The organism is Roseateles sp. P5_E4, assembly GCF_054049255.1.
The window spans coordinates 60110-80847 of sequence record NZ_JBFUMS010000015.1 but is presented as its reverse complement, the minus strand read 5'-3'; the positions used below and the strand labels follow the sequence as shown (position 1 = coordinate 80847).

General features: G+C 67.8%; 14 protein-coding genes and 1 pseudogene. 4 read left to right on the top strand and 11 right to left on the bottom strand.

Features of this window, described 5'->3' with window-relative positions:
* Positions 1-246: 246 nt before the first annotated feature.
* The 10 genes and pseudogenes from ACXJLH_RS25005 to ACXJLH_RS24960 form a co-directional block, all read right to left on the bottom strand.
* Positions 247-617 (bottom strand): annotated as a pseudogene (locus tag ACXJLH_RS25005) (VIT1/CCC1 transporter family protein); the annotation flags it as partial.
* Positions 618-660: 43 nt separating this feature from the next.
* Complete coding sequence (locus tag ACXJLH_RS25000; protein ID WP_457446997.1) at positions 661-978, bottom strand: chaperone modulator CbpM; 318 nt, start codon at positions 976-978, stop codon at positions 661-663.
* A gap of 5 nt (positions 979-983) precedes the next feature.
* Positions 984-1952 carry a DnaJ C-terminal domain-containing protein gene (locus ACXJLH_RS24995; protein WP_457446995.1) on the bottom strand — a complete coding sequence of 323 codons (969 nt, stop codon included), beginning with the start codon at positions 1950-1952 and terminating at the stop codon, positions 984-986.
* Positions 1953-1974: 22 nt separating this feature from the next.
* Positions 1975-4023 (bottom strand): arsenical pump-driving ATPase, encoded by a 2049-nt coding sequence (arsA, locus tag ACXJLH_RS24990; protein WP_457446993.1) that lies wholly within the window; start codon positions 4021-4023, stop codon positions 1975-1977.
* A gap of 39 nt (positions 4024-4062) precedes the next feature.
* On the bottom strand, positions 4063-6720 hold the full coding sequence (locus ACXJLH_RS24985) for a bifunctional acetate--CoA ligase family protein/GNAT family N-acetyltransferase (RefSeq protein WP_457446991.1): 2658 nt from the start codon (positions 6718-6720) through the stop codon (positions 4063-4065).
* Positions 6721-6881: 161 nt separating this feature from the next.
* Positions 6882-7955 carry an NAD(P)-dependent alcohol dehydrogenase gene (locus ACXJLH_RS24980; RefSeq protein WP_457446989.1) on the bottom strand — a complete coding sequence of 358 codons (1074 nt, stop codon included), beginning with the start codon at positions 7953-7955 and terminating at the stop codon, positions 6882-6884.
* A 138-nt stretch (positions 7956-8093) separates the two neighbouring features.
* A complete protein-coding gene (locus tag ACXJLH_RS24975) occupies positions 8094-8573 on the bottom strand; it encodes a carboxymuconolactone decarboxylase family protein (RefSeq protein WP_457322043.1) in 480 nt (159 codons plus the stop codon).
* A 48-nt stretch (positions 8574-8621) separates the two neighbouring features.
* Positions 8622-9572, bottom strand: a complete 951-nt coding sequence (gene sigJ, locus ACXJLH_RS24970) for an RNA polymerase sigma factor SigJ (RefSeq protein WP_457446988.1) — start codon at positions 9570-9572, stop codon at positions 8622-8624.
* Positions 9573-9629: 57 nt separating this feature from the next.
* Complete coding sequence (locus tag ACXJLH_RS24965) at positions 9630-11435, bottom strand: glycoside hydrolase family 9 protein (RefSeq protein ID WP_457446987.1); 1806 nt, start codon at positions 11433-11435, stop codon at positions 9630-9632.
* Entirely contained in the window at positions 11432-12553 is a 1122-nt protein-coding gene (locus ACXJLH_RS24960; protein WP_457322049.1) for a hypothetical protein, read from the bottom strand. The genes ACXJLH_RS24965 and ACXJLH_RS24960 overlap by 4 nt, the downstream gene beginning before the upstream one ends.
* Positions 12554-12869: 316 nt before the next feature.
* Here ACXJLH_RS24960 and ACXJLH_RS24955 point away from each other — a divergent pair, with 316 nt between their 5' ends.
* From ACXJLH_RS24955 to ACXJLH_RS24940, 4 genes are all read left to right on the top strand, one after another.
* Positions 12870-14117, top strand: coding sequence for an ROK family protein (locus tag ACXJLH_RS24955; protein WP_457446985.1), 1248 nt, complete (start codon positions 12870-12872; stop codon positions 14115-14117).
* Between the two features lie 67 nt (positions 14118-14184).
* Positions 14185-15126 (top strand): carbohydrate kinase family protein, encoded by a 942-nt coding sequence (locus ACXJLH_RS24950; protein ID WP_457446983.1) that lies wholly within the window; start codon positions 14185-14187, stop codon positions 15124-15126.
* A gap of 5 nt (positions 15127-15131) precedes the next feature.
* On the top strand, positions 15132-16370 hold the full coding sequence (locus ACXJLH_RS24945) for an MFS transporter (protein ID WP_457446981.1): 1239 nt from the start codon (positions 15132-15134) through the stop codon (positions 16368-16370).
* 77 nt (positions 16371-16447) lie between these two features.
* The gene (locus tag ACXJLH_RS24940; RefSeq protein WP_457446980.1) at positions 16448-19093 is read left to right on the top strand and encodes a TonB-dependent receptor; all 2646 of its coding nucleotides are present in this window, start codon (positions 16448-16450) and stop codon (positions 19091-19093) included.
* Positions 19094-19359: 266 nt separating this feature from the next.
* Here ACXJLH_RS24940 and ACXJLH_RS24935 read toward each other — a convergent pair whose 3' ends face one another.
* Positions 19360-20709, bottom strand: coding sequence for an allophanate hydrolase (locus ACXJLH_RS24935; protein ID WP_056196006.1), 1350 nt, complete (start codon positions 20707-20709; stop codon positions 19360-19362).
* Between the last annotated feature and the right edge of the window lie 29 nt (positions 20710-20738).

Here is a 20738-nt window from a genome sequence, read left to right as displayed (position 1 = left end):
CTCTGACCGGCGTTGAAGCAGTTGAACAGCTGCGCCAGCACCAGCACCGTGAAGCCGGCCGTGCGCGCGGTGGTGAGGTCGCCCTCCCCTGCAATCAGGCCGCCAGGCAGATAGAGGTCAAATCGTCGCCAGCGTGGCCAGCGTGGCCAGCGCCATCGTCAGGCCCGTCCACACCACGCCCCACAGCATGGGCGCGTCGATGGCGCGCTCGTCGGGCCGGCGGGGCGCTGGCAGCGCTTCATCCTGTCAAGCAGCCACGCCGAACGATTTGCCGACGCCCGCCGTGATCGCCATCGCCAGCGCGCCCCAGAACGTCACCCGCACGATGCCGCGTGCGATTGGGGCGCCGCCCGTGTAGGCCGCCAGCCCCCCAGCAGCGCCAGGAACAGCAGCGACGTGGCGCCGACGATCGGCACCAGGGCTTGCGCCGGTGCCAGCCAGGCGCTGAGCAGGGGCAGTCCGGCCCCGACCGTGAATGCGGCTGCCGAGGCCCACGCCGCCTGCAAGGGCCTGGCGCTGACGGCCTCCGAGATGCCGAGTTCGTCGCGGGTGTGGGCGCCGAGCGCATCGGTGGCCATCAACTGCCGGGCGACCTGTTGCGCAAGTGCGGGGTATAGGAGACTGTCGGGCTTTGGGTCGGGTGCGCGCCGGGGCAACGCGTCATTCGAGGCCGGCGCGCCGCAGCCTGGCGCGCAAGGCATTGATCTCCTCCAGCAGGTCGAGCACCAGGGCTGCGCCAGCGGTGCCGAGGGCGAGGTCGGCGTTCAGACGCAAGGCCGTGCGCGCCATGCGCAGCGATGGCCCCGTGAAGGCCCAGTGCTGCGGCGCGTCGCCCTCGGGTTGCAGCACGCCTTCGTCGACCAGCGACAGCACCTGGGCCGGGCTCGCGCCGGCGGCCTGGCACAGGCCGCTCAGGCTGAAGACGATCTCTTCCTCGACGATGACAGCGTCGATCACATCACTTGAGTTGTCGGCCATGGTTGTCATCCTTCCTGCGCGACGCGCGGGTCATAGTCCGGAAACGCCACCCGCAGCGCGGCATAGGCCGCCTGGGCCGCGTCGGAGTCCGCGCGCGGCAGCGTTAGCGTCAGCACGGCATACAGGTCACCCGGCGGCTTGGCCGGCAGGCCGCGGCCCTTCAGGCGCAGCTTGCGGCCCTGGGTGGAGCCGGTGGGAATGGTGAGGTGCACCTCACCCGAGGGGGTGGGCGCTGCGACGGTGGCGCCCAGCGCGGCTTCCCAGGGCGACACCGGCAGGTCGACATACACGTCTCGGCCATCGATCCGGAACTGCGGATGCGGTTTCAAGGCGATCTCCAGGTACAGGTCGCCCGCAGGTTCGCCGCCGTGGCCAGGGCCGCCCTGGCCCGCTAGGCGCAGGTGCTGCCCCTCGCGCACGCCGGGCGGAATGTTGACCTCCAGTTGGCGGTCATGCAGGGCGACATGCCCCTGGGCGTCGGCCACCGGCACGCGCAACGAGATCGTGCGGCGTGCACCGCGATAGCTGTCTTCCAGGTCGATCATCACCTTGGCGTGGTGGTCGCTGCCGGGCGCCTGCCGGCGGCCGCCTGCAGCGGGCCGTGCGCCCGRCCCACCGCGCCCGAAGATGGACTCGAAGAAGGCGCTGAAGTCCTCGGCGCTGGGCGCCTGCTGCCCGCCGGGCCCGGCGCCGCCCCGCCCGCTGAACTCGAAGCCGCTGTCCCAACCCGGGGGCGGCTCGAAGGTTTCGCCGCGGGCGTGGCGCTGGCTGATGTCGTCGTAGGCCGCACGGCGCTCGGGGTCGATCAGGGCTTCATGGGCCTCGGCCACATCCTTGAAGCGCGATTCGGCATCCGCCTCCTTGCTGACGTCGGGGTGGAACTTGCGTGCCAGCTTGCGGTAGGCCCGCTTGATCTCGTCCTGGGTGGCGTCTCGCTGCACCCCGAGCGTGGCGTAGTAGTCCTTGAATTCCATTGGGTTCCCCTGTGCGGTGTCGTCAGTTGGAGCCGGCTGGTAAAGGCTCAGGCGTGGTTGCTTCAGCGTTCGATGCCTTGGCGACCAGCCTGGACAACTCGGCAAATCCGATCGGCGGCACGGTCAGCCAGGGCAGCGTGAAGAGGCGCCTGGCCAGGCCATTGGCCATGCGTGCCATCTGCTTGCGTTCGCCCGCAAGCCGCGCTGCCAGCAAGGGGTCGCGCGTTCCAGCCGCCAGCACGCTCTTGTTCAGCACCCAGGCATAGGGCTCGATGCCAGCGCGGCGCAGGTCGTCCTGCAGCGCAGCCGCCTGCGACACGGGCGTCACCTCCGGCAGCGTGACCAGGATGATCTTGGTGTACGTGCCGTCCTGCAGCCGCATCAAGGGTGTCACCACCCGGGCCGCTCCCGGCCCCTCGAACTCCCGCATCATCTGGCGGTGATAGGCGCCGGTGGCGTCCATCAGCAGCATGGAATGGCCCGTGGGCGCGGTGTCGAGCACGACGAAGGCACTGCGGCCCTCGCTGACGATGCGCGAGAAGGCATGGAAGACGGCCACCTCTTCCGTGCAGGGCGATTGCAGGTCTTCCAGCAGCAGCGCCTGCTCGGCCGCGTCGAGCTTCGGTGACTTGGCGGCCATGATCTTGTCGATGTAGCGCTGCGTCTCGACCTTGGGGTCGATGCGGCTGACGCTCAAACCCGGCACGTCGCCGGCCAGCGTCGAGGCCAGGTGGGCCGCCGGATCGGTGGTGCTGAGGTGCACGGTCTTGCCGCGCTCGACCAGCCCCAGGGCCAGGGCCGCCGCCACGGTCGTCTTGCCGACGCCGCCCTTGCCCATCACCATGATCAGCCCGTGCCCGGCGGCGGCCAGTTCGTCGGCCAGCGCGTCAAGGCCTGGGAGCTTGCCGCTGGCTTCCACGACCGCAGCCGTGGGCGGCGCGACCGGGCCGGCATCGGTGGTCAGCAGTGCGCGCAACGCGGGCAGGCCGACCGTGTCGAAGGCCCGCAGCCGGACCCGGTCCTGCGGCAGCGCACGCAGCGATGCGGGCATCGCGTCCAGCGCCTGCTGCCCCAGGCCTTCGATGGCGCAGGCCACGGCGTCGCTGCGCTCACTGGCGTGGAACACGCCGTTGATGGCCAGCCGCTGGTTGTGCAAGCCCAGCTCATGCAGCTCGGCCGAGGTGTGCGCGGCTTCATTGATCGCGCCCTTGTCCGCCCGCGTCACCAGGATGACGGTGGTCTGGGCCGGGTCGCTCAGCGCTTCCAGCGCCGCCTTGAAGCGCTCCTCCTGCATCTTCAGCCCCGAATGCGGGCCCAGGCAGGAGGCGCCCCGGTCGTTGCCGTCGAGAAAGCCGCTCCAGGCCTTGGGCAGGCTCAGCAGCCGCAACGTGTGGCCGGTCGGCGCGGTGTCGAAGACGATGTGATCGAAGCGCCCGTCCTTGTCGGACAGCAGCGCGGCGAACTCGTCGAACGAGGCAATCTCGGTGGTGCAGGCGCCGGACAGCTGCTCGCGCACGGTGGAGAGTTCGGCGTCACTGGCGCCAGCGCCCATCTGCGCGAGCACCCGCTGCCGGTAGGACTCGGCCGCCGTGTCGGGATCGATGTTCAACACGGACAGCCCCGGCGCGCCGGGCACCGGCGTCGGCGTGTTGCGCAGCTCGACGCCCAGCATTTCATCGAGGTTGGAAGCCGCATCGGTGCTCACCAGCAGCACCTTCTTGCCCCCGTCGGCCAGCGTCAGCGCGGCGGCGGTGGACAGCGAGGTCTTGCCGACGCCGCCCTTGCCGGTGAAGAACAGGTGCCGCGTGGCCTGGGTCAGGAAGCCCGGCGCCTGCGCGGCCAGCGTCAGCCAGGCTTGCACCTCGGCATGCGAGGGCAGCCCGCCGCTGTGCACGACCCGCCCGTCGATGACGACCGCCGGCGTCGCGCTGACGCCATGGCTCTGGATCGCCTCGTGATCCTCGACCTTGATGATCTCGACCTCGACGCCCTGCTCCTTCGCCACCCGCTCGATCATCGCGATGGTGCTGCGGCATTTGCTGCAACCCGAACCTAGAACCATGATCTGCATTGGGACTCCTCGTGCTGGGCCGAAAGACTGTTCAACGTTTCAAATCAGGTCCAGCACATAACGCAGGGTTTCATGGTCAGACCCGGCCTTGTCGAGCCTGAACCCGCCCTGCGTCGCCAGCTCGCGCATGCCTACGTTCTCGCGCAGCACCAGCGCCACCAGGCGCTGCGTGCCGTGGCCTTGCAGGTAGCCCACCATCTTGTCCAGCAGCCGTTGCCCCAGGCCCTCCCCTTGCAGCTCGGTGGCCAGGATGATGGCGAACTCGGCCTCGACGTTGTCGGGATCGGCCACGGCGCGCACGACGCCCAGCGTGCACTGCGTGCCGTCGGCCTGCGCCTCAATCACGACGAAAGCCATCTCGCGGTCGTAGTCGATCTGCACCAGGCGGGCCAGCTCGCTGCGCGGCAGTTCGCGCCGCATGCTGAAGAAGCGCAGGCGGATGTCCTCGGGTGCGAGCTGCCCGGCGAAGGCGAGGTGCCGCGCCTCGTCCTCGGGCCGGATCGGGCGCACCTGCAGCTGCCGGCCCTGCCACGTCCAGGTCTCGGCAAGTTCAGCCGGATAGGGCTGGATGGCGAAGCGCGATGTCCCGGCACTGGCCGCAGGGGTGACGCGCAGGCGGGCGTCCAGCGCAATGACGCCGTCGCCGTCGGCCAGCAGCGGGTTGATGTCCAGCTCGGCCAGCTCGGGCAGGTCGGCCAGCATCTGCGAGACGGTCACCAGCACGTCGCAGATGGCGTCCATGCGCGCGGGCGCATGGTCGCGGTAGCCGGCAAGCAGCTTGGCCACGCGTGTGCCGGCCACCAGCTCGCGGGCCAGCACGCGGTTCAGCGGCGGCAGGCCGATGGCGCGGTCGGCCATCACCTCCACCGCCGTGCCGCCCTGGCCGAACAGGATGACCGGGCCGAACACCGGGTCCACGCTGGCGCCGACGATCAGCTCCTGCGCATGCGGCCGGCTCACCATGGCCTGCACCGTGAAGCCGGCAATGCGTGCTAGCGGCTTGATCGAGCGCACCCGCGCCAGCATCTGCCGGGCGGCCAGCCGCAAGGCCGCGTCGTCGCTCAGGCCCAGCACCACGCCGCCCACGTCCGACTTGTGGCTGATGTCGGGCGACAGGATCTTCAGCGCGACCGGGTAGCCGATGGCGACTGCGGCTGTCACCGCTTCGTCAGCGGTGGGACCCACCGCGACCGTCGGCACGACCGGGATGCCGTAGGCCTGCAACACGGCCTTGGCCTCCAGCTCGTCGAGCATCTCGCGGCCATCGGCGAGTGCCGCCTCGACGACGGCGCGCGCTGCTGCGCGGTCCGCCGGCCCGGCCTCGCTGGCGGTGGGCGCCTCGGTGAGCAGCGCCTGGTTGCTGGCGTAGCGGGCCAGCATGGCGAAGGCGCGCACGGCTTCCTCGGGCGTGTCGTAGCCGGCCACGCCCGCGCCTTCAAAGGTGCGCCGCGCCTCGGCCACGCCGGCGTCGCCCAGCCAGCAACTCATCAGCCGGCCCGCTGCCTCGCGGGCCAGCGGCGCGCAGGCCAGCGCAATGTCCTCGCTGCGCACGATGGCCGTCGGCGCGTGCATGAACAGCACCGTGCCGGTGCCGGGGTCGTCCAGCAGCGCGCGCAGCGTGGCGGTGTAGCGCTCGACCGGCGCGTCGCCAATGATGTCGACGGGGTTGCCGCGCGACCAGGTCGGCGGCAGCACGACGTCGAGCTTGCCGCGCAGTGCCTCGCTCAACGGCGGCAGCTCGACCCCGGCCAGCGAGGCGGCATCCGCCGCCATGACACCGGCGCCGCCGCCGTTGGTCATCAGCGTCAGGCCGCGCTGTGGGCTGCCGCGGAAATGCGCCAGCGTCTCGGCCGCCATGAACAGGTCTTGCAGCGTATCCACGCGCAGCATGCCGGCGCGGCGGATGGCGGCATCGATGACCACGTCCGACCCCGCCAGCGCACCCGTGTGCGACGCAGCGGCCTGCAGGCCCTTGCCCGCGCGGCCGGCCTTCACCACGATGACCGGCTTGTTGCGCGCCGCCGCGCGCGCCGCCGACATGAACTTGCGCGGCGACTCGATGGACTCGATGTAGAGCAGGATGGCCCGCGTGTGCGGGTCGCTGGCGAAGTGGTCGAGCAGGTCGCCGAAGTCCACATCGGCCCGCTCGCCCAGCGACACCATGTGCGAGAAGCCGATGCGACGCGAGCGCGCCCAGTCGAGCACCGCCGTGACCAGCGCGCCCGACTGCGACACGAAGGCGATGTCGCCGGGCAAGGCGTCGACATGGGCAAAGCTGGCGTTCAGGCCGATGCGCGGCGACAGCAGGCCCAGGCAGTTGGGGCCGAGCAGGCGCAGCAGATGCGGCCGGGCGGCGTCCAGCGCGGCCTGCTTCTGAACAGCGTTCAGGCCGGCGGTCATGACGATGGCGGCGCGCGTGCCCAACTGGCCCAGCTCGGCAATGAGGCCGGGCACCGTGTCGGGCGGCGTGCACAGCACGGCCAGGTCGGGCGCTTCGGTCAGGTCGCCGATGCGGCCTGCCAGCGCCACGCCGTCGAGCTCGGCGTGCTTGGGGTTGACGCCGAAAACACGGCCAGCAAACGTGCCGGCACGGAGGTTGCGCCAGACGGTCGCGCCGACGCTGCCAGAGCGGTTGGAAGCGCCAACCACCACGACCGAGCGTGGTGACAGAAGCTGGTCGAGGTGGCGGATGCTCATAGAGGGTGTGAGTGAATTCGGCGTGCTCGAGCGGCCCGTTCAAACGCGCCCAATCAAGGCGCAAAGCGGAGCCGTAGTGGGGCTACGGCGAGCATTTGCAACGCCGAGTGGGTGTGTTTGGGCGGGATGAGCGGGCATGCAGGATTTGCTCGCACCCTCTTTCAGGGCGTGATCGCCACCTTGAGCACACCGTCGCGCTGGTGGCCGAACAGCTCGTAGGCCGCCTCGATGTCATCGAGCTTGAAGCGGTGCGTCACCATGGCCTCCAGGTTGACGCGCCGCGCGGCGATGACGGACATCAGCCGGCGCATGCGCTCCTTGCCGCCGGGGCAGAGGGTGGTGACGATCTTGTGGTCGCCCAAACCTGCTGCAAAGGCGCCGAGCGGGATGGTCAGGTCGGTGGAGTAGACGCCCAGGCTGGACAGCGTGCCACCCGGCCGCAGCACGCGCAGGCAGGCCTCGAAGGTCTGCTGCGTGCCCAGGGCCTCGATGGCGACGTCGACGCCGCGGCCGTCGGTCAGGCGCATGATTTCTTCCACGGGGTCGACCTTGCTGGCGTCGATGACATGGTCGGCGCCCATCTGCGTGGCGATGGCCAGGCGGTTGGCCAGGCGGTCGACGCCGATCACCATGGACGCACCGCTGAGCTTGGCGCCGGCGGTGGCGCACAGGCCGATGGGACCCTGCGCAAACACGGCGACGGTGTCGCCGATGCGCACGCCGGCGCTCTCGGCGCCACTGAAGCCGGTCGACATGATGTCGGGGCACATCAGCACCTGCTCGTCGGTCAGAGAGTCGGGCACCGGCGCCAGGTTGGCCATGGCGTCGGGCACCAGCACGTACTCGGCCTGGCAGCCGTCGATGGTGTTGCCGAACTTCCAGCCACCCATGGCCTTCCAGCCATGCGCGGTGCCGGCGCCGTCCTGCGAGCTGCAGCCGCACAGGCAGGCGGTGCTCCAGCCGCTGGGCGTGATGGCGCCGGCGATGACGCGCTGGCCCTCGCGGTAGCCGCGCACGCCCGAGCCGAGCTTCTCGATGACGCCCACGGGCTCGTGGCCGATGGTCAGGCCGCGCTCGACCGGGTACTCGCCCTTGAGGATGTGGATGTCGGTGCCGCAGATGGTCGTCGTGGTGACGCGGATCAGCGCGTCCTGCGGGCCGACATCGGGCATGGGCTTGTCGTCCAGCACGATGCGCCCGGGCTCGACGAAGACAGCGGCTTTCATCATGGCCATGGGAAATCCTCCAAAAGGCGCTACGCGCCTGGAAGGTTCCATGACGTCAGGCCACCCTACTCCGAGGCCTTGCCCAGGTGCAGGGTGGGAGCGCCGTTGCAGGGTAGGACGCGAAGCCGGCGGCCGCTTTGCGCCAGATCAGTTCAGGCCCGCCTTGTCCAGGCCGAACATCTTGTCCGCCGAGCCCGGCACATTGCGCACCGCCACATTCATGCGGTTCCAGCCATTGATGGCGGCAACGCGCCAGGTCAGCTCGGACAGCTCTTCCGGGGAGAAATGCTCGCTGACCTCGGCATAGGCGGCGTCGGAAATGCCTTCGGCCGGGATGCGGGTCAGCAGCTCGGTCCAGGCCAGGGCGGCGCGCTCCTTGGGCGTGAACAGCGTCGACTCGCGCCAGATGGCGACGTGGTGCAGGCGCAGCTCGCGCTCGCCGTGCATCTTGGCCTGCTTGACGTGCATGTCCAGGCAGAAGGCGCAGCCGTTGAGCTGGGAGGCACGGATGTCGATCAGCACGGCCAGGGTCTTGTCCATGCGGAAGGCCATGCTGAAGTCCAGGTACTTCTTGGACAGGTCGGCGGACTGGCGGAAATAGTCGAGGCGGGCTTGGTGCGTGCTCATGGCGATGTCCTTGGGTGTTGTGGGCCGACAAAATCGCCGGCCTCACACTCAAGACGGATCAGCCACGGCGTTTGTGACACGCATCCGGATCCCGCTGAGCTTGTCGGGGTTGCGCTGGATATAGACGGCACCCACCTGGCCCGCCTCAGCCGACGGTGCCAGCGCAATGGTCTGCACGAGTCGACCGCCGTTGCTGTCGTCGAGGATGAGCAGGCCCGGCAGGCCGTTGACGACCGCCGGCAACAGGCGCCAGGACCGGCTGGTGGGCAGTTGCGCGAAGCCGATGAAGGTGCGCGCGATCTGCGCACCGCCATGCAGGGGCTTGGGCACCGCGCTGACCTTGCCGCCGCCGTCGGCCATCAGCACGGCGTCCTCGCTGAGCAACTGGGCCAGGGCCGACACGTCCTGGCTGCGCACGGCATCCATGAAGGCGTTGACGAGCCGATCGGCCTCCTCCTTGGCCACCTCGCGGCGCGCGTAGTCGGCCTTGATGTTCTTGCGCGCGCGGCTGATGAGCTGGCGGCAGGCGGCCTCGCTGCGGTCCAGATGGCGGCCGATCTCGTCGTAGTCGAGGTCGAACACGTCGTGCAGCAAAAAGGCGGCGCGCTCCAGCGGCGACAGGCGCTCCAGGGCCAGCATGAAGGCGATGGACACGTCCTGGGCGAACTCAGCCTGCTTCTCGGGGCCGGGTGCCCAGCCGAACAGCGCTTCGTCCTCCAGCATGGGCTCGGGCAACCAGACGCCCACGTACTGTTCGCGCTGCACGGCCGCAGAGCGCAGCTTGTCCAGGCAGAGGTTGGTCACCAGCCGCGACAGGAAGGCGCCCTCGTGCTGGATGGGGGCCGCATCCACCTCGGCCCAACGCAGCCAGGCCTCCTGCACGATGTCCTCGGCCTCGGCGCGCGAGCCGAGCATGCGGTAAGCCAGCGCGCGCAGGCGGCGGGCGTGGTCACGGTCAAAGCGCAGAGCGCGGGCGGTGGGCGAGAGGTCGTCGGTCATGGCGGGAGTTTCGTGGTTCAACTCCCTCCTGACGAAACACCCCCCCAATTTGTGACATCAGCGCGCGATCTCCACCGCCGCCAGCAGCATCCAGGCCGAGTGCGGCAGCCACTGCTCCACCCAGCGCCACTGCTCGCCGTCGGGCCCTGGTCCGAACGCAATATCCTCGCCCGTATCGCTGCCGACGGCGCCCGTGATGCCATTGGAGATGCCGCCGGCAAACATGTCGCCCGCGCTCGACGGCACGGCCGGCGGGTTGCGCTTGCCAAAGCCGTAGAGCATGGAGATGCCGTAGGGGTTGCGGCCCAGCGTCCAGTCGAGCTGGCTTTGCGCATAGCCGGCCCAGCCCTCGGGCATGCCGGTGCCGAGCTGGCGGCTGGCAACCGCCATGGCCGTGGTCAACGAGGCCAGGCGCGCACTCTCGCCCTGCCACCAATAGCCGGTCTCGTTCTTGTGCGGGATGAAGAAGCCCTCCATCACGGAGCCTTCTGCCTTGCCGTTCGGCGCGAGCTGGAAGGACTGGCGTGCATAGCCATAGGGGTTGGACACGCGCTGGGTGATGGCGATCTCATGCTTCAGTGCCGACGCGATGGCAGCGGTCGCGCGGCCGCGACGCGCCTCCTGGGTCTCGATGGCTAGATAGTGAGTGAGGMTCAGCACCGGCAGGCCGGCTTCGACCGCGTGGTAGTAGGGCCGCGAGCCGCCATCGCTGATGAAGCCGCCGGCAGCGGTCTGGCGGCCCATCAGGCTCTCGGCGCGCAGCCGTGCCGCGTCGAGAAAGCGCGGCTCGCGCGTCGCGTGGAAGAGCTCGACGGCGGCCATCAGCGCCGTGTAGTCGTCGATGATGTTCTCGACGCCGTTGGCCGTGTACTGCGCATTGAACTGGCGCAGATGGTCGAAGGCCTTCACCGCATCGGCCAGATAGGTTGCGCCGCTGAACTCTCCCTGCCGGTCCGATTGCTTGGCCAGCAGCGAGGCCCGCGCGAGCGCGGCGATGGCCATGCCGCCGCCGGCGCGATAGGCCGAGCGGTAGAGCCGGGTGTATTTGCCGTCCTCGCCCTCGTAGCCGACCACCATGCGCTCGGCCTTCTCGTCGCCCCATTTGTCGAACACCGTCGTGTAGAAATAGCCCTCCGCGTCGAGGATGCGGTGCAGATAGTCGGCACCCCAGAAGGCCTCGTTCTCGGCGCGCTTGAGCAGGCCCGCGCGCCGGTAGAGGTCGGCCGAGGTGTGCGACGTGTAGGCCAGCACCCAGGCCGCCATCGACGTCTGCTGCGGGTTGAAGAAGTTGGCGTAGCCGAGGTGGGACAAATACTTGCCCGTGTCGCCGCCGGCGTCCTTCCAGCCACCGTGCACGTCGACGAAACGGTCGGTCTCGAAGATGCGGATGCGGCTGTCCCCCTTGGCCGTATGGCGGCTGCGGTGGAAGTAGTCCAGCGTCTTGTCGGCAATGGTCGTGAACAGGGCTTGGTCACGCACGCGAACCGGCGCCGAGACCACGCGCTTGCCCCCCAACACGGCTTCGACGCGGTAGACGCCCGACTTCTCGACCGCCGAGAAGTCGACCTCGAAGTAGCGCTTGCCCGCGCCCCACGCCGAGAACTCGGGCAAGGCCTTCAGTTCGCCCTGGGCGACGACCTTGGCGCCGGCCAGCACGCGGTAGCGCCCAGCCTGGGCCGGGCCCGTGGACTCGACGACAGCCCTTTTGGGGCCGACGCGCTCCAGCGCCACCTGGTTGATCTGCACCAGCAGCGGCTCGGTGGGCAGTTGCACCGAGACCGTCGTCACCGGCGCAGCCGCCTCGGCGGCAACGGCCAGCGGCATGGCGGTCGCCAGGGCCGCTGCAATCAGGATTCGCTTCATTCCCATGCCATGTTCTTGGACCACTTGATGCCCGAGGTCGGGCACTTGCCGCTGTTGTCGGGGTAGCTGCTGTTGATGACCGAGTTGACCGTGCTGACGCTGTTCATGGCCGGGTTCTTCTTGTAGATGTCCAGGGCCATGCTGGCCCGCCAGCAATTGCCCGCATCGTCGCCGAGGCTGGAGGACTTGAGCCAGCGGATGTACTGGTCGGTCAGGTAGGTGGCGAAGCAGGTTTCGGCGCTCAGGCTGCCGCAATTGCCAGCGTTCTTGACCGAGGTGAAGGCCGAGACGCTGCCAATCGAGCCGGTGTTGACCTGCACCTGGAAGGCCATGCCGACGAGGTTGTGTTTGTCGAAGGCCGTGAAGCCGATGCCCTTCAAGGCGCTCAGGACCGGCAGCAGCTTGTCGTTGTTGATGTGCGCGTAATGGCTCATCACATACTTGTCCTGCTGGTTGTCGAAGGCCGACTGCAGGGCCTTGCAGATCTTGGTCAGCGCCGCGCGCTTGGTGGAGTTGGAGCGGCTGAGGTTGGGATAGGGGTCGAGCCGCGAATCATCCGCCTTGAAGTTGGCGGCCGACACGCCGGTGACTTGCACGCCCCAGTTCTTCATGTCGGTGTTGGTCGCGCCGGTCTTGCCCAGCACATAGGGTGCGAAGGCATTCTTGAAGTAATCCGGGAAGTCGCCCACCGTCGTCACGCCGACCGGGCCGAAGGTGTCGCCGCGGTAGTCGGAAATGCCTTGGCTGGCCTCGTAGTCCACCTCGCAATAGCGCCAGGGGCCGACGTCCTGGTAGTTGGTCGTGCCGTTCTCCGGGTAGGCGTCCATGCTGAGCACGGCCTGCCATTGGGCGACGGTCAGCTTGCGGTTCTTGTCGAAGACGTTGCCGTAGACCTTGGCGTCGCCCACGGGGATGACGCCGCTGGCCGCCGCCGGCTGGACGGCCGTCACCAGGGCCTGGCCGCTGGCGGTCTCGGTCTTGGTATAGAGCCAGCCGTCCTGCACATAGGCCGTGCTCTTGGCGGCATTGCTGCCGGCCGCATTGCCAGCCCCAATTGCGAGCGAAGACAGGCTCAACAGGGCGAGGGCCGCACACGAGCCGATCCGGAGTGATTGCATGTTTGCCTCAACGAAGTCTTGTGGCGATGGAAGAGCCACGGGTTGTGGATGCCCACGAGCAGCGCACGCACTGCCGGCGAGGAGCGCAACTTCACTGCTGGATGCGCCGGGCCAGACCTCGTCCCTCCAACGGGACTTCACGTCTCATGGGCGGCGAATGTAGGGCCGCCAAGCCGGCATCGTCAATATTTAAATCCAATGGTTGTATAAATTTATTTCAAACGCAGTCGGCAGCGCGACAGCAGCCTCGGACAGAATCGCGGTCCGGGCACAGGCCCCACCTATCATGGGCACCACGAAAGCGCCGTCAGCACGCATGAGAACCACCGGCCGAGGAGCCACCCAACAGTCCAGCGCCCCCTTCAACCGCCGCGTGGTGCTGGACTTCATCCGCCAGCAAGGCGCCGCCTCGCGCAAGGACATCGCCGACATGGTGTCCCTGAGCCCGCAGACGGTGGCCAACATCACCAACGACCTGGAGGCCATCGGCCTCATCGTGTCGCGGCGCCAGAAGGTCGACAAATCGCGCGGCCAGCCGCCCATCGCCTTCGAGCTGAACCCGCAGGCTGGCAACGCCATCGGCATCAGCCTGGAGCCGGGCCGGGCCTCGGCGGCCCTCGTCAACCTGGTCGGCGAGATCCGCAGCCGCTGCGAAGTCGAGCTGGACACCGGCGACCGCCAGCAGATGCTGGCGTCCATGCTGCAGCTCGTGGCGCGCCTGCGCCGTGAATCGACCGAGCGCCTCTGGGGCATCGGCGTCGCCCTGCCCGGCCCGCTCGGCCACACCGACATCAGCTTTGTCGGCCCGACGGCGCTGGAAGGCTGGAACGACCTGTCCGTGCTGGACGAACTGCGCGAGACCACCGGCCTGCCTCTTTTTTACCGCGTCGACAGCGTTGCCGGCGCCCTGGGCGAGACGCTGTTCGGCGTCGCCAGGCACCTGGACGACTTCTTCTACCTGCACCTGGGCCTGGGCCTGGGTGGGGCCCTGGTCATCGGCCGCTCGGCCTACCCCGGCGCCGACGGCAATGCCACCGAGATCGGCCATGTGCCCATCGTGCCCGGCGGCACACCCTGCTATTGCGGCAACCGCGGCTGCCTGGAGCGCTACGTCTCCATGCACTCCCTGGCCGAGGCCCTGGGCGTGAGCGACCACGATGTCTGGACCCTGGACCTCAGTGCACGCCTGCAGCAGCCCGGCGACGAGGCCCTGCACCGCTGGTGCCGCCAGGCCGCCGACCGCCTGCGCGACGCCGTCTGCATGATCGAGAACATGCTGGACCCGCGCTCCATCGTCATCGGCGGCTCCGCGCCCAAGGTGCTGGTGGAGCATCTCGTGGCGCTGGCCCTGCCCTGGCACCGCTCGGTGCGTGGCGGCATGGCGGCGCCCGAGACCCGCATCGTGCTGTCCGACCGCCAGGACGACTCCTCCATCCTCGGCGCCGCCGTGCTGCCCATCTACGAGATGCTGTCGCCGCGCCTGGAAGTGCTGCAGCAGGACCGCCGCAGCGACCTCGATGTGGGCGAATTGCTGGGCCATCGCCCCGCCACCAAACGAAGCTGATAAATATTTCAATCCATTGGATTTAATTATTGACACGGCTTCCGGCGGGCTCCTATAGTCGGCGCCCATGGACACGGATCGCGCCCTTTTCACCCCTCAGCTCAGCGTCGTCGGCGACGTCGGCGTCGACCTGGTTCTCGGCTCGCTGGAGGGCTGGCCCAGCATCGGCACCGAACTGCTGATGCCGCGCAGCGAGCTGCGTGCCGGCGGCTCCGGCGCGAACGCAGCCCTCGCTGCCCGCCATATCGGCCAGGCCACCCACTTCATTTCCGCCGTCGGCAACGACCACTTCGGCCACTGGCTGGCCGAGCAGTTCAGCGGCATCCGCACGAATCTGGAGGTCTGCGACCGCGAGACCACCATCTCGGTCGGTCTGATGCACAGCTGCGGCGAGCGCAACTTCTTCACCACCCACGGCCATCTGCAGCAGCTGTCGGTGCAGCATGTGCTCAAGCACCTGCACGCCACGCCGGTGCCGTCCATCGCCCTCTTCACGGCGCCCTTCCTACTGCCCCATCTGCGCATTCGCTACGCCGACCTGCTGGCCGAAGCGGCTTCGCGCGGCTACCGCATCGCGCTGGACACCGGCTGGCCGCCCGAGGGCTGGGACCGCGACGAGGTGCTGGGCTGGCTGCCGCACTGCGACCACCTGCTCATCAACGAGCTGGAGGCGCGAAGCATTGCCGGCACCAAGGATCTGGACGATGCGCTGACGTTGATCGCGAAGGCGCTGAAGCCCGGCGCCAGCCTCGTCGTCAAGGTCGGCGCCCGCGGGGCGCTGGGGCTCGAGAACGGCCAGCGCGTGGCCCATGACACAGAACCCGCTGACATCTTCGACACCATCGGCGCCGGCGACGCCTTCAACGCTGGCTATCTGTCAGCCCGCCTGCGCGGCGCCCCTCTTGCCGAAGCTCTTGCCGCAGGCTGCCGCACGGCGCGAGCCATCCTTGCCCGCTTCCCCCGCAAGACCATCCGCGCCGGCGAATTCGCCGACTGCGTCGCCGCCTGAATGCCATGAAGCACCGCGCGCTGATCGTCGGCTACATCCTGCTGATCTGGTTCGTGATCTCCTTCGTCACCAACCTGATCGGCCCGCTGATGCCGATCATCATCCAGGACTTCAAGCTCAGCCTGGCGCTCGCGGGTTTCCTGCCCTTCTCCTTCTTCCTCGCCTACGGCCTGGTCTCGGTGCCCGGCGGCATGCTGGTCGAGGCGCGCGGACCACGCTTCACCATCCTGATCGCCTTCCTGCTCAACCTCGCCGGGTCGCTGGCCATCGCGATGTGGCCCAGCTATGGCACGGCCATCGCTGGTCTCTTCGTCATCGGCCTGGGCATGGCCCTGCTGCAGGTCGTCATCAACCCGCTGCTGCGCACGGCCGGCGGTGAGGCCCATTTCGCCTTCTTCTCGGTGATGGGGCAACTCGTCTTCGGGCTGGCGTCCTTCCTGAGCCCCTGGGCCTTCCAGCTGCTGATGGAGCGCCCCGGTGCCGCTGGCAGCCCGCTGGTGTGGGTCGCCTTCTACTGGATCTTCACGGCCGGCTTCGTCGCCCTCATCCTCGCCAACCAGACCCTGCCCCTGCCCCAGGTCGAGCTCAAGGACGACGAGCGCGCCGGCGGCTGGGCGGCCTACAAGGAGCTGCTGGCGCGGCGTGATGTGCGCCTGTTCTTCCTTGGCATCCTGGCCTATGTCGGCACCGAGCAGGTGCTGGCCAACTGGATGTCGCAGTTCCTGGCCACCTATCACGGCATCTCGGCCACGGCCGAGGGCGCCGACGCCGTCGCGCGCTTCTGGGGCCTGATGTCCGTCGGCTGCCTGCTCGGCCTGGTGCTGCTCAAGCTGCTGGACTCACGCATCGTGCTGGCCGGCTTCACGGTGCTGGCCATGGGCTGCGTCGGTATCGCGCTGTTCGGCTCGGCCGCCGCCTCGCTGTGGGCCTTCCCGGCCTCGGGCTTTTGCCTGTCGGTGATGTTCTCCATCGTCTTCTCGCTGGGCCTGAACTCCGTACCCCGCCACCACGGCGCCTTCTCGGGCGTGCTGTGCACCGGCATCCTCGGCGGCGCCGTCGTGCCGCTGCTGGTGGGCGTGCTCGGCGACGCCATCGGCCTGCGCGCCGCCATGACCACCGTCTTCCTGACCCTGGCCTACATCCTGAGCGTCAGCGCCTGGGCGAGGCCACTCGTGCGCAACGAGACCATCTCGCTGGCGCAGTTGTTGTCCGGCACTAAACCAAAGCCCAGACCCGGGGCCTGACTTCCCGACTCAAACACGCCGTGGCTTTCGGGCCAGGACGGCGGCCGCCCATACACAGACACAAGGAGCCGAGAGCGATGAGAACGAACCGAGCTGGATACGCCAAGACCGTCACCGCAGCCGCCGTGAGCCTGCTGGCCGGCGCGGCCTTTGCCCAAGAGACGACGACCGCCACGACGGACAAGGACAACGCCAGGAATGAGCTGCCCACCGTCACCGTCAGCGCGACGCGCGTCAACTCCAACCTGCTGAAGACGCCGGTCGCCGTCACCGCCATCACCCAGGAGGCGCTGAGCCGCGAAGGCATCCACGACGTGCGCGGACTGTCCGGCACCGTGCCCAATCTGCAGATCTCCTCGGGCGCCGACTCCGGCATCCAGATCAACATCCGCGGCGTGGGCTCCACCAACTTCACCGAGATCGGTGACCCCGCGGTCGGCCTGCATGTCGGCGGCCTGTACTCGCCGCGGCCGCAAGGGGCGCTCGCGCTGATGTTCGACCTGGAGCAGGTGGAAGTGCTGCGCGGCCCGCAGGGCACGCTGTTCGGCCGCAACTCCACCGGCGGCAGCGTCAACATCATCCCGGCCAAGCCCGAGTTCGGCTCGACCTACGGCAATGTCGAAGCGGACTTCGGCAACTACCGCAAGCGCCAGATCAACCTGATCCAGAACATCGCCGTCAACGACAAGTTCGCGCTGCGCGCCACCGTCAGCAAGGTCACGCGCGACGGCTGGATCAACCAGCAGCAGGACTTCTATGACGTCAATCTGCCGGCGCATGGCTTTGTCGCCGATGGCATCCCTGACGTGGACCAACGCCGCAACACCCTGGTCTCCAAAAGCAAGTACTACTACAACCGCGACGAATGGGCGGCCCGCATCGCCGGGCGGCTGAAACTCACCGACAACATCGAGTGGTTGGTGGCCTACGAGAAGTTCCAGAACAATGGCGCCGGCGACGTCGCGATGAAGGACTGCGACATGGCAGCCAGCACCGCCTTCGCCTGCACCGGCGGCAAATGGGACGTCAAGATCAACGTGCCGGGCAAGACCGACATGTCCATCGGCACGCTGCGCTCCAACCTGGTGTGGAACCTCAGCCCGCAGAGCAGCATCGAATACGGCTTCGCCTTCGCCAACCAGAAGCGCACGCAGCAGTCCGACGATGACGGCGGCTACCACCCCATCGCCAGCCAGGTGACGGCCAGCCTGCCCGTCGGCCCCGACGGCGACTGGGGCACCTGGCCCGTCAGCGATATGACCTCGTTCACGCTCGGCTCGACCTACAAGTCCAGCGTGCACGAGCTGCAGTTCAAGCACCACACCGACACGCTGCAGCTCGTCACCGGCCTGTTCTGGATGCACGAGAAGAACGCCATCGACTATGCGCAGGAGCAGCTCGTCACAGCCCCCTATGGCTTCCCGACCAGCCAGTTCTATCACCAGCCCGACCGCCAGATCGACGCCAAGGCCGTCTTCGCGCAGGCCGACTGGAAGTTCACGCCGACCTGGACCGCCACCCTCGGCGCCCGCTACAGCCATGACAAGAAGACCGACAAGAACGGCCAGGTCTTCGGTGGCTGGGACGGCTCCACGCCGGCCTACTACAACGGCTTGTTCCATCCCGGCACGCCCGGCGAGCCGGGCTTTCGCGCCCACAACGGCCGTGACCTGACCGAGCAGATGGGGCCCTTCGCCGGCACCGGCGCCTATGCCGAATGGGGCCTGCCGGCCGGCAACGACAACGCCCAGAGCTGGAAGAAGGTCACCTACCGCCTGGGCCTGCAGAAGCAGCTGACGCCGCTGGACATGGTCTACACGTCGCTGTCCACCGGCTACAAGGCCGGCGGCTTCGGCGACAAGGACGACCGCTGCGGCGGCCACGACTGCGTGGACGGCCCCGCCGGCCCGCAGTACACCTTCTTCCCCTACAAGCCTGAAACCGTCACCAACTTCGAGATCGGCTACAAGGGCCTGCTGCTGAACAAGCGCCTGAGCCTGTCGGCCACCCTCTTCTTCAGCCGCTACAAGGACATGCAGGTCACGGGCGACAACTTCGCCTCGCGCATCAAGCGCACCGAGCCCTGCCCCGAAGACAACCCAACCTGCGACATCGTCACCAAGTGGCAGACCGTCAACGTCGGCGTCGTCAGCATCCCGGGCATCGAGTTGGAGGTCGACTACAAGCCCTGGCCCGGCGCCCGCCTGGGGGCCTTCTTCAGCTACATCAACAGCAAGATGAAGGACTACCCGTCCTACAGCGACACCTGGAACTGCGGTGCGCGTGAGGAGATGGGCGCACCGCACTGCCCCGAGCCCTACAGCGGCCCCATCCGCGAGTTCGCCGGCCGCCAGATCCTGGACATCACCGGCAACCACCTGCCCCTGTCGCCCAAGTACAGCTTCGGCATCAACTTCTCACAGAGCTTCATGATGGGCGAGGGCTGGGAGCTGACGCCCTGGGTCAACCTGAAGTGGCAGGACAAGATGTACTTCACCCTGCTCAACCTCGACAACCCGCACATCTCCGACGGCCAGAAGGCCTTCACCAAGATCGACGCCAGCCTCAAGCTGCAGGCGCCCAAATACTGGCACGCCGAGCTCTATGTGCTGAACGCGACCAACAAGATGACCAAGAACGCGGTGCAGGACGGCGGCGGCTTCGTGCGCGCCTACTGGAACGACCCGCGGACCTACGGGATTCGGGTGGGGATCGACTACTGAGGGTCACTCATGCTTGCCGGCGCGGGTTCGGCATTCAGGTGGCTGTCGGCGCTAGGCGATTTGTCGAACGGAGAGCGCGGAAATTCCGTTTTGCAGCGGTTGCCGTCGTTCAACAACCATGCRCCTAGGACTGGTACATGCCGTCATGCAGACATTAGCGGTGAAGGCAGCGGGCGGCGCTCATCTGCTGTCCGATAGAGCCTAACCTGCCCTCCCGACGGGGACGGACGAGCTCACGACTCGCGGCGATGCGCGTTCTGCTGCGCTCAGGTTGCAAACACCTCTGCAACCTGAAGCAGTCTCATGTCATCAGCCCGCTGGCCGACGAACATGATCCCGCTAGGCAACCCGTCTGGTCGGAAGCCGTTTTGCACGGACACTGCAGGCAAACCCAAGAAAGGCGCGAAGTTGGTATACGCACCAAGGCTTGTTGACCCGTAGGCCGGGTCGCGTTCAACGTCGGCGCGAGTGTGAATGGTCGGTGCTGTTGGGATGCAGAGCATGTCTACCTGGGACCAAGTCTGGAGCTCGATCTGGCGCTCTAGCGCTTTGAGTCGATGAAGCATCTTGAAGGCATCCACGGCGGTAAACGAGGCTGCTTTGACCAGAGCGTCGCGAACGACCGGCGTGTAAGACGCGTCCGGATGGCTCGAGATGAAGTCGCCAAGGACCGCAGTGCGTTCCGCCATTGATGGACCGAAGTAGGTCATGTCTGAAATTTCCTTGAACGGCGCGTAGTCGATGACGACTGTGGCGGAACCGAGAGATTGGAGCTTTGCAATGCCTTGCTCGTATGCCGCCCGGGCCTGTTGGTCACCGAGGAAAAAGTCGTCTTGCGAGTCCAGAATTCCGAAGACCGGCGCCGCGAGGGGGAGAGCTCGCGGTGCGAGGTCGACCGAGTAGGGGTCGGCTGGATCGAACGCCGCGGCGACAGTCAAGACGCGCCGAACGTCATCTGCACAGTTGCCGAACACGGACACCGTGTCGAGTGAGCGCGCGCACGGCACGACACCGGAGGCGCTGAGCAGGCCGCTAGAGGGGCGGTAGCCCACGATGTTGTTGAAGCCGGCAGGGATGCGCCCAGAGCCGGCCGTGTCCGTTCCCAGGGAGAACTGCACGATCCCGGAGGAGACGGCGACTGCCGATCCAGAGCTGGAGCCACCGGTGACGTGGTCCGGGCTGTACGGATTGATGGGACTGCCGTAGACAGAGCGCATGCCAGTCAACCCGGTCGCGAACTGGTCCAGATTGCACTTGCCGATCAGCATGGCGCCTGCAGCAAGCAACCGGTCGACGAGGAATGCGTTCTTGGCAGGAACGTATGCGAACTCGGGGCAGCCGGCCGTCGTCGGCGTGCCGGCGACGTCGATGTTGTCCTTCACGGCAAAAGGTACGCCGTACAAAGGCAGTGCAGATCGGGTCGCGGCGGGCAGCTCTGCCAGTTCGGCCGCCCGTTGACGGAGCGCATCTGCTGGCGTCGTTGAGATGAAGATCGGGTTGTCCCGATGAATGTTGAGGCGATGCAGGACTTCGTCGACGATGGTCAGCGGATGAAGATCCCCCGTGACGGCCTTCTGGACGAGAGAACGGATGCTTGGCTCAAGAGATTGGTGCATGGTTGGCTTGATGCTGCAGAAGTTGTTTG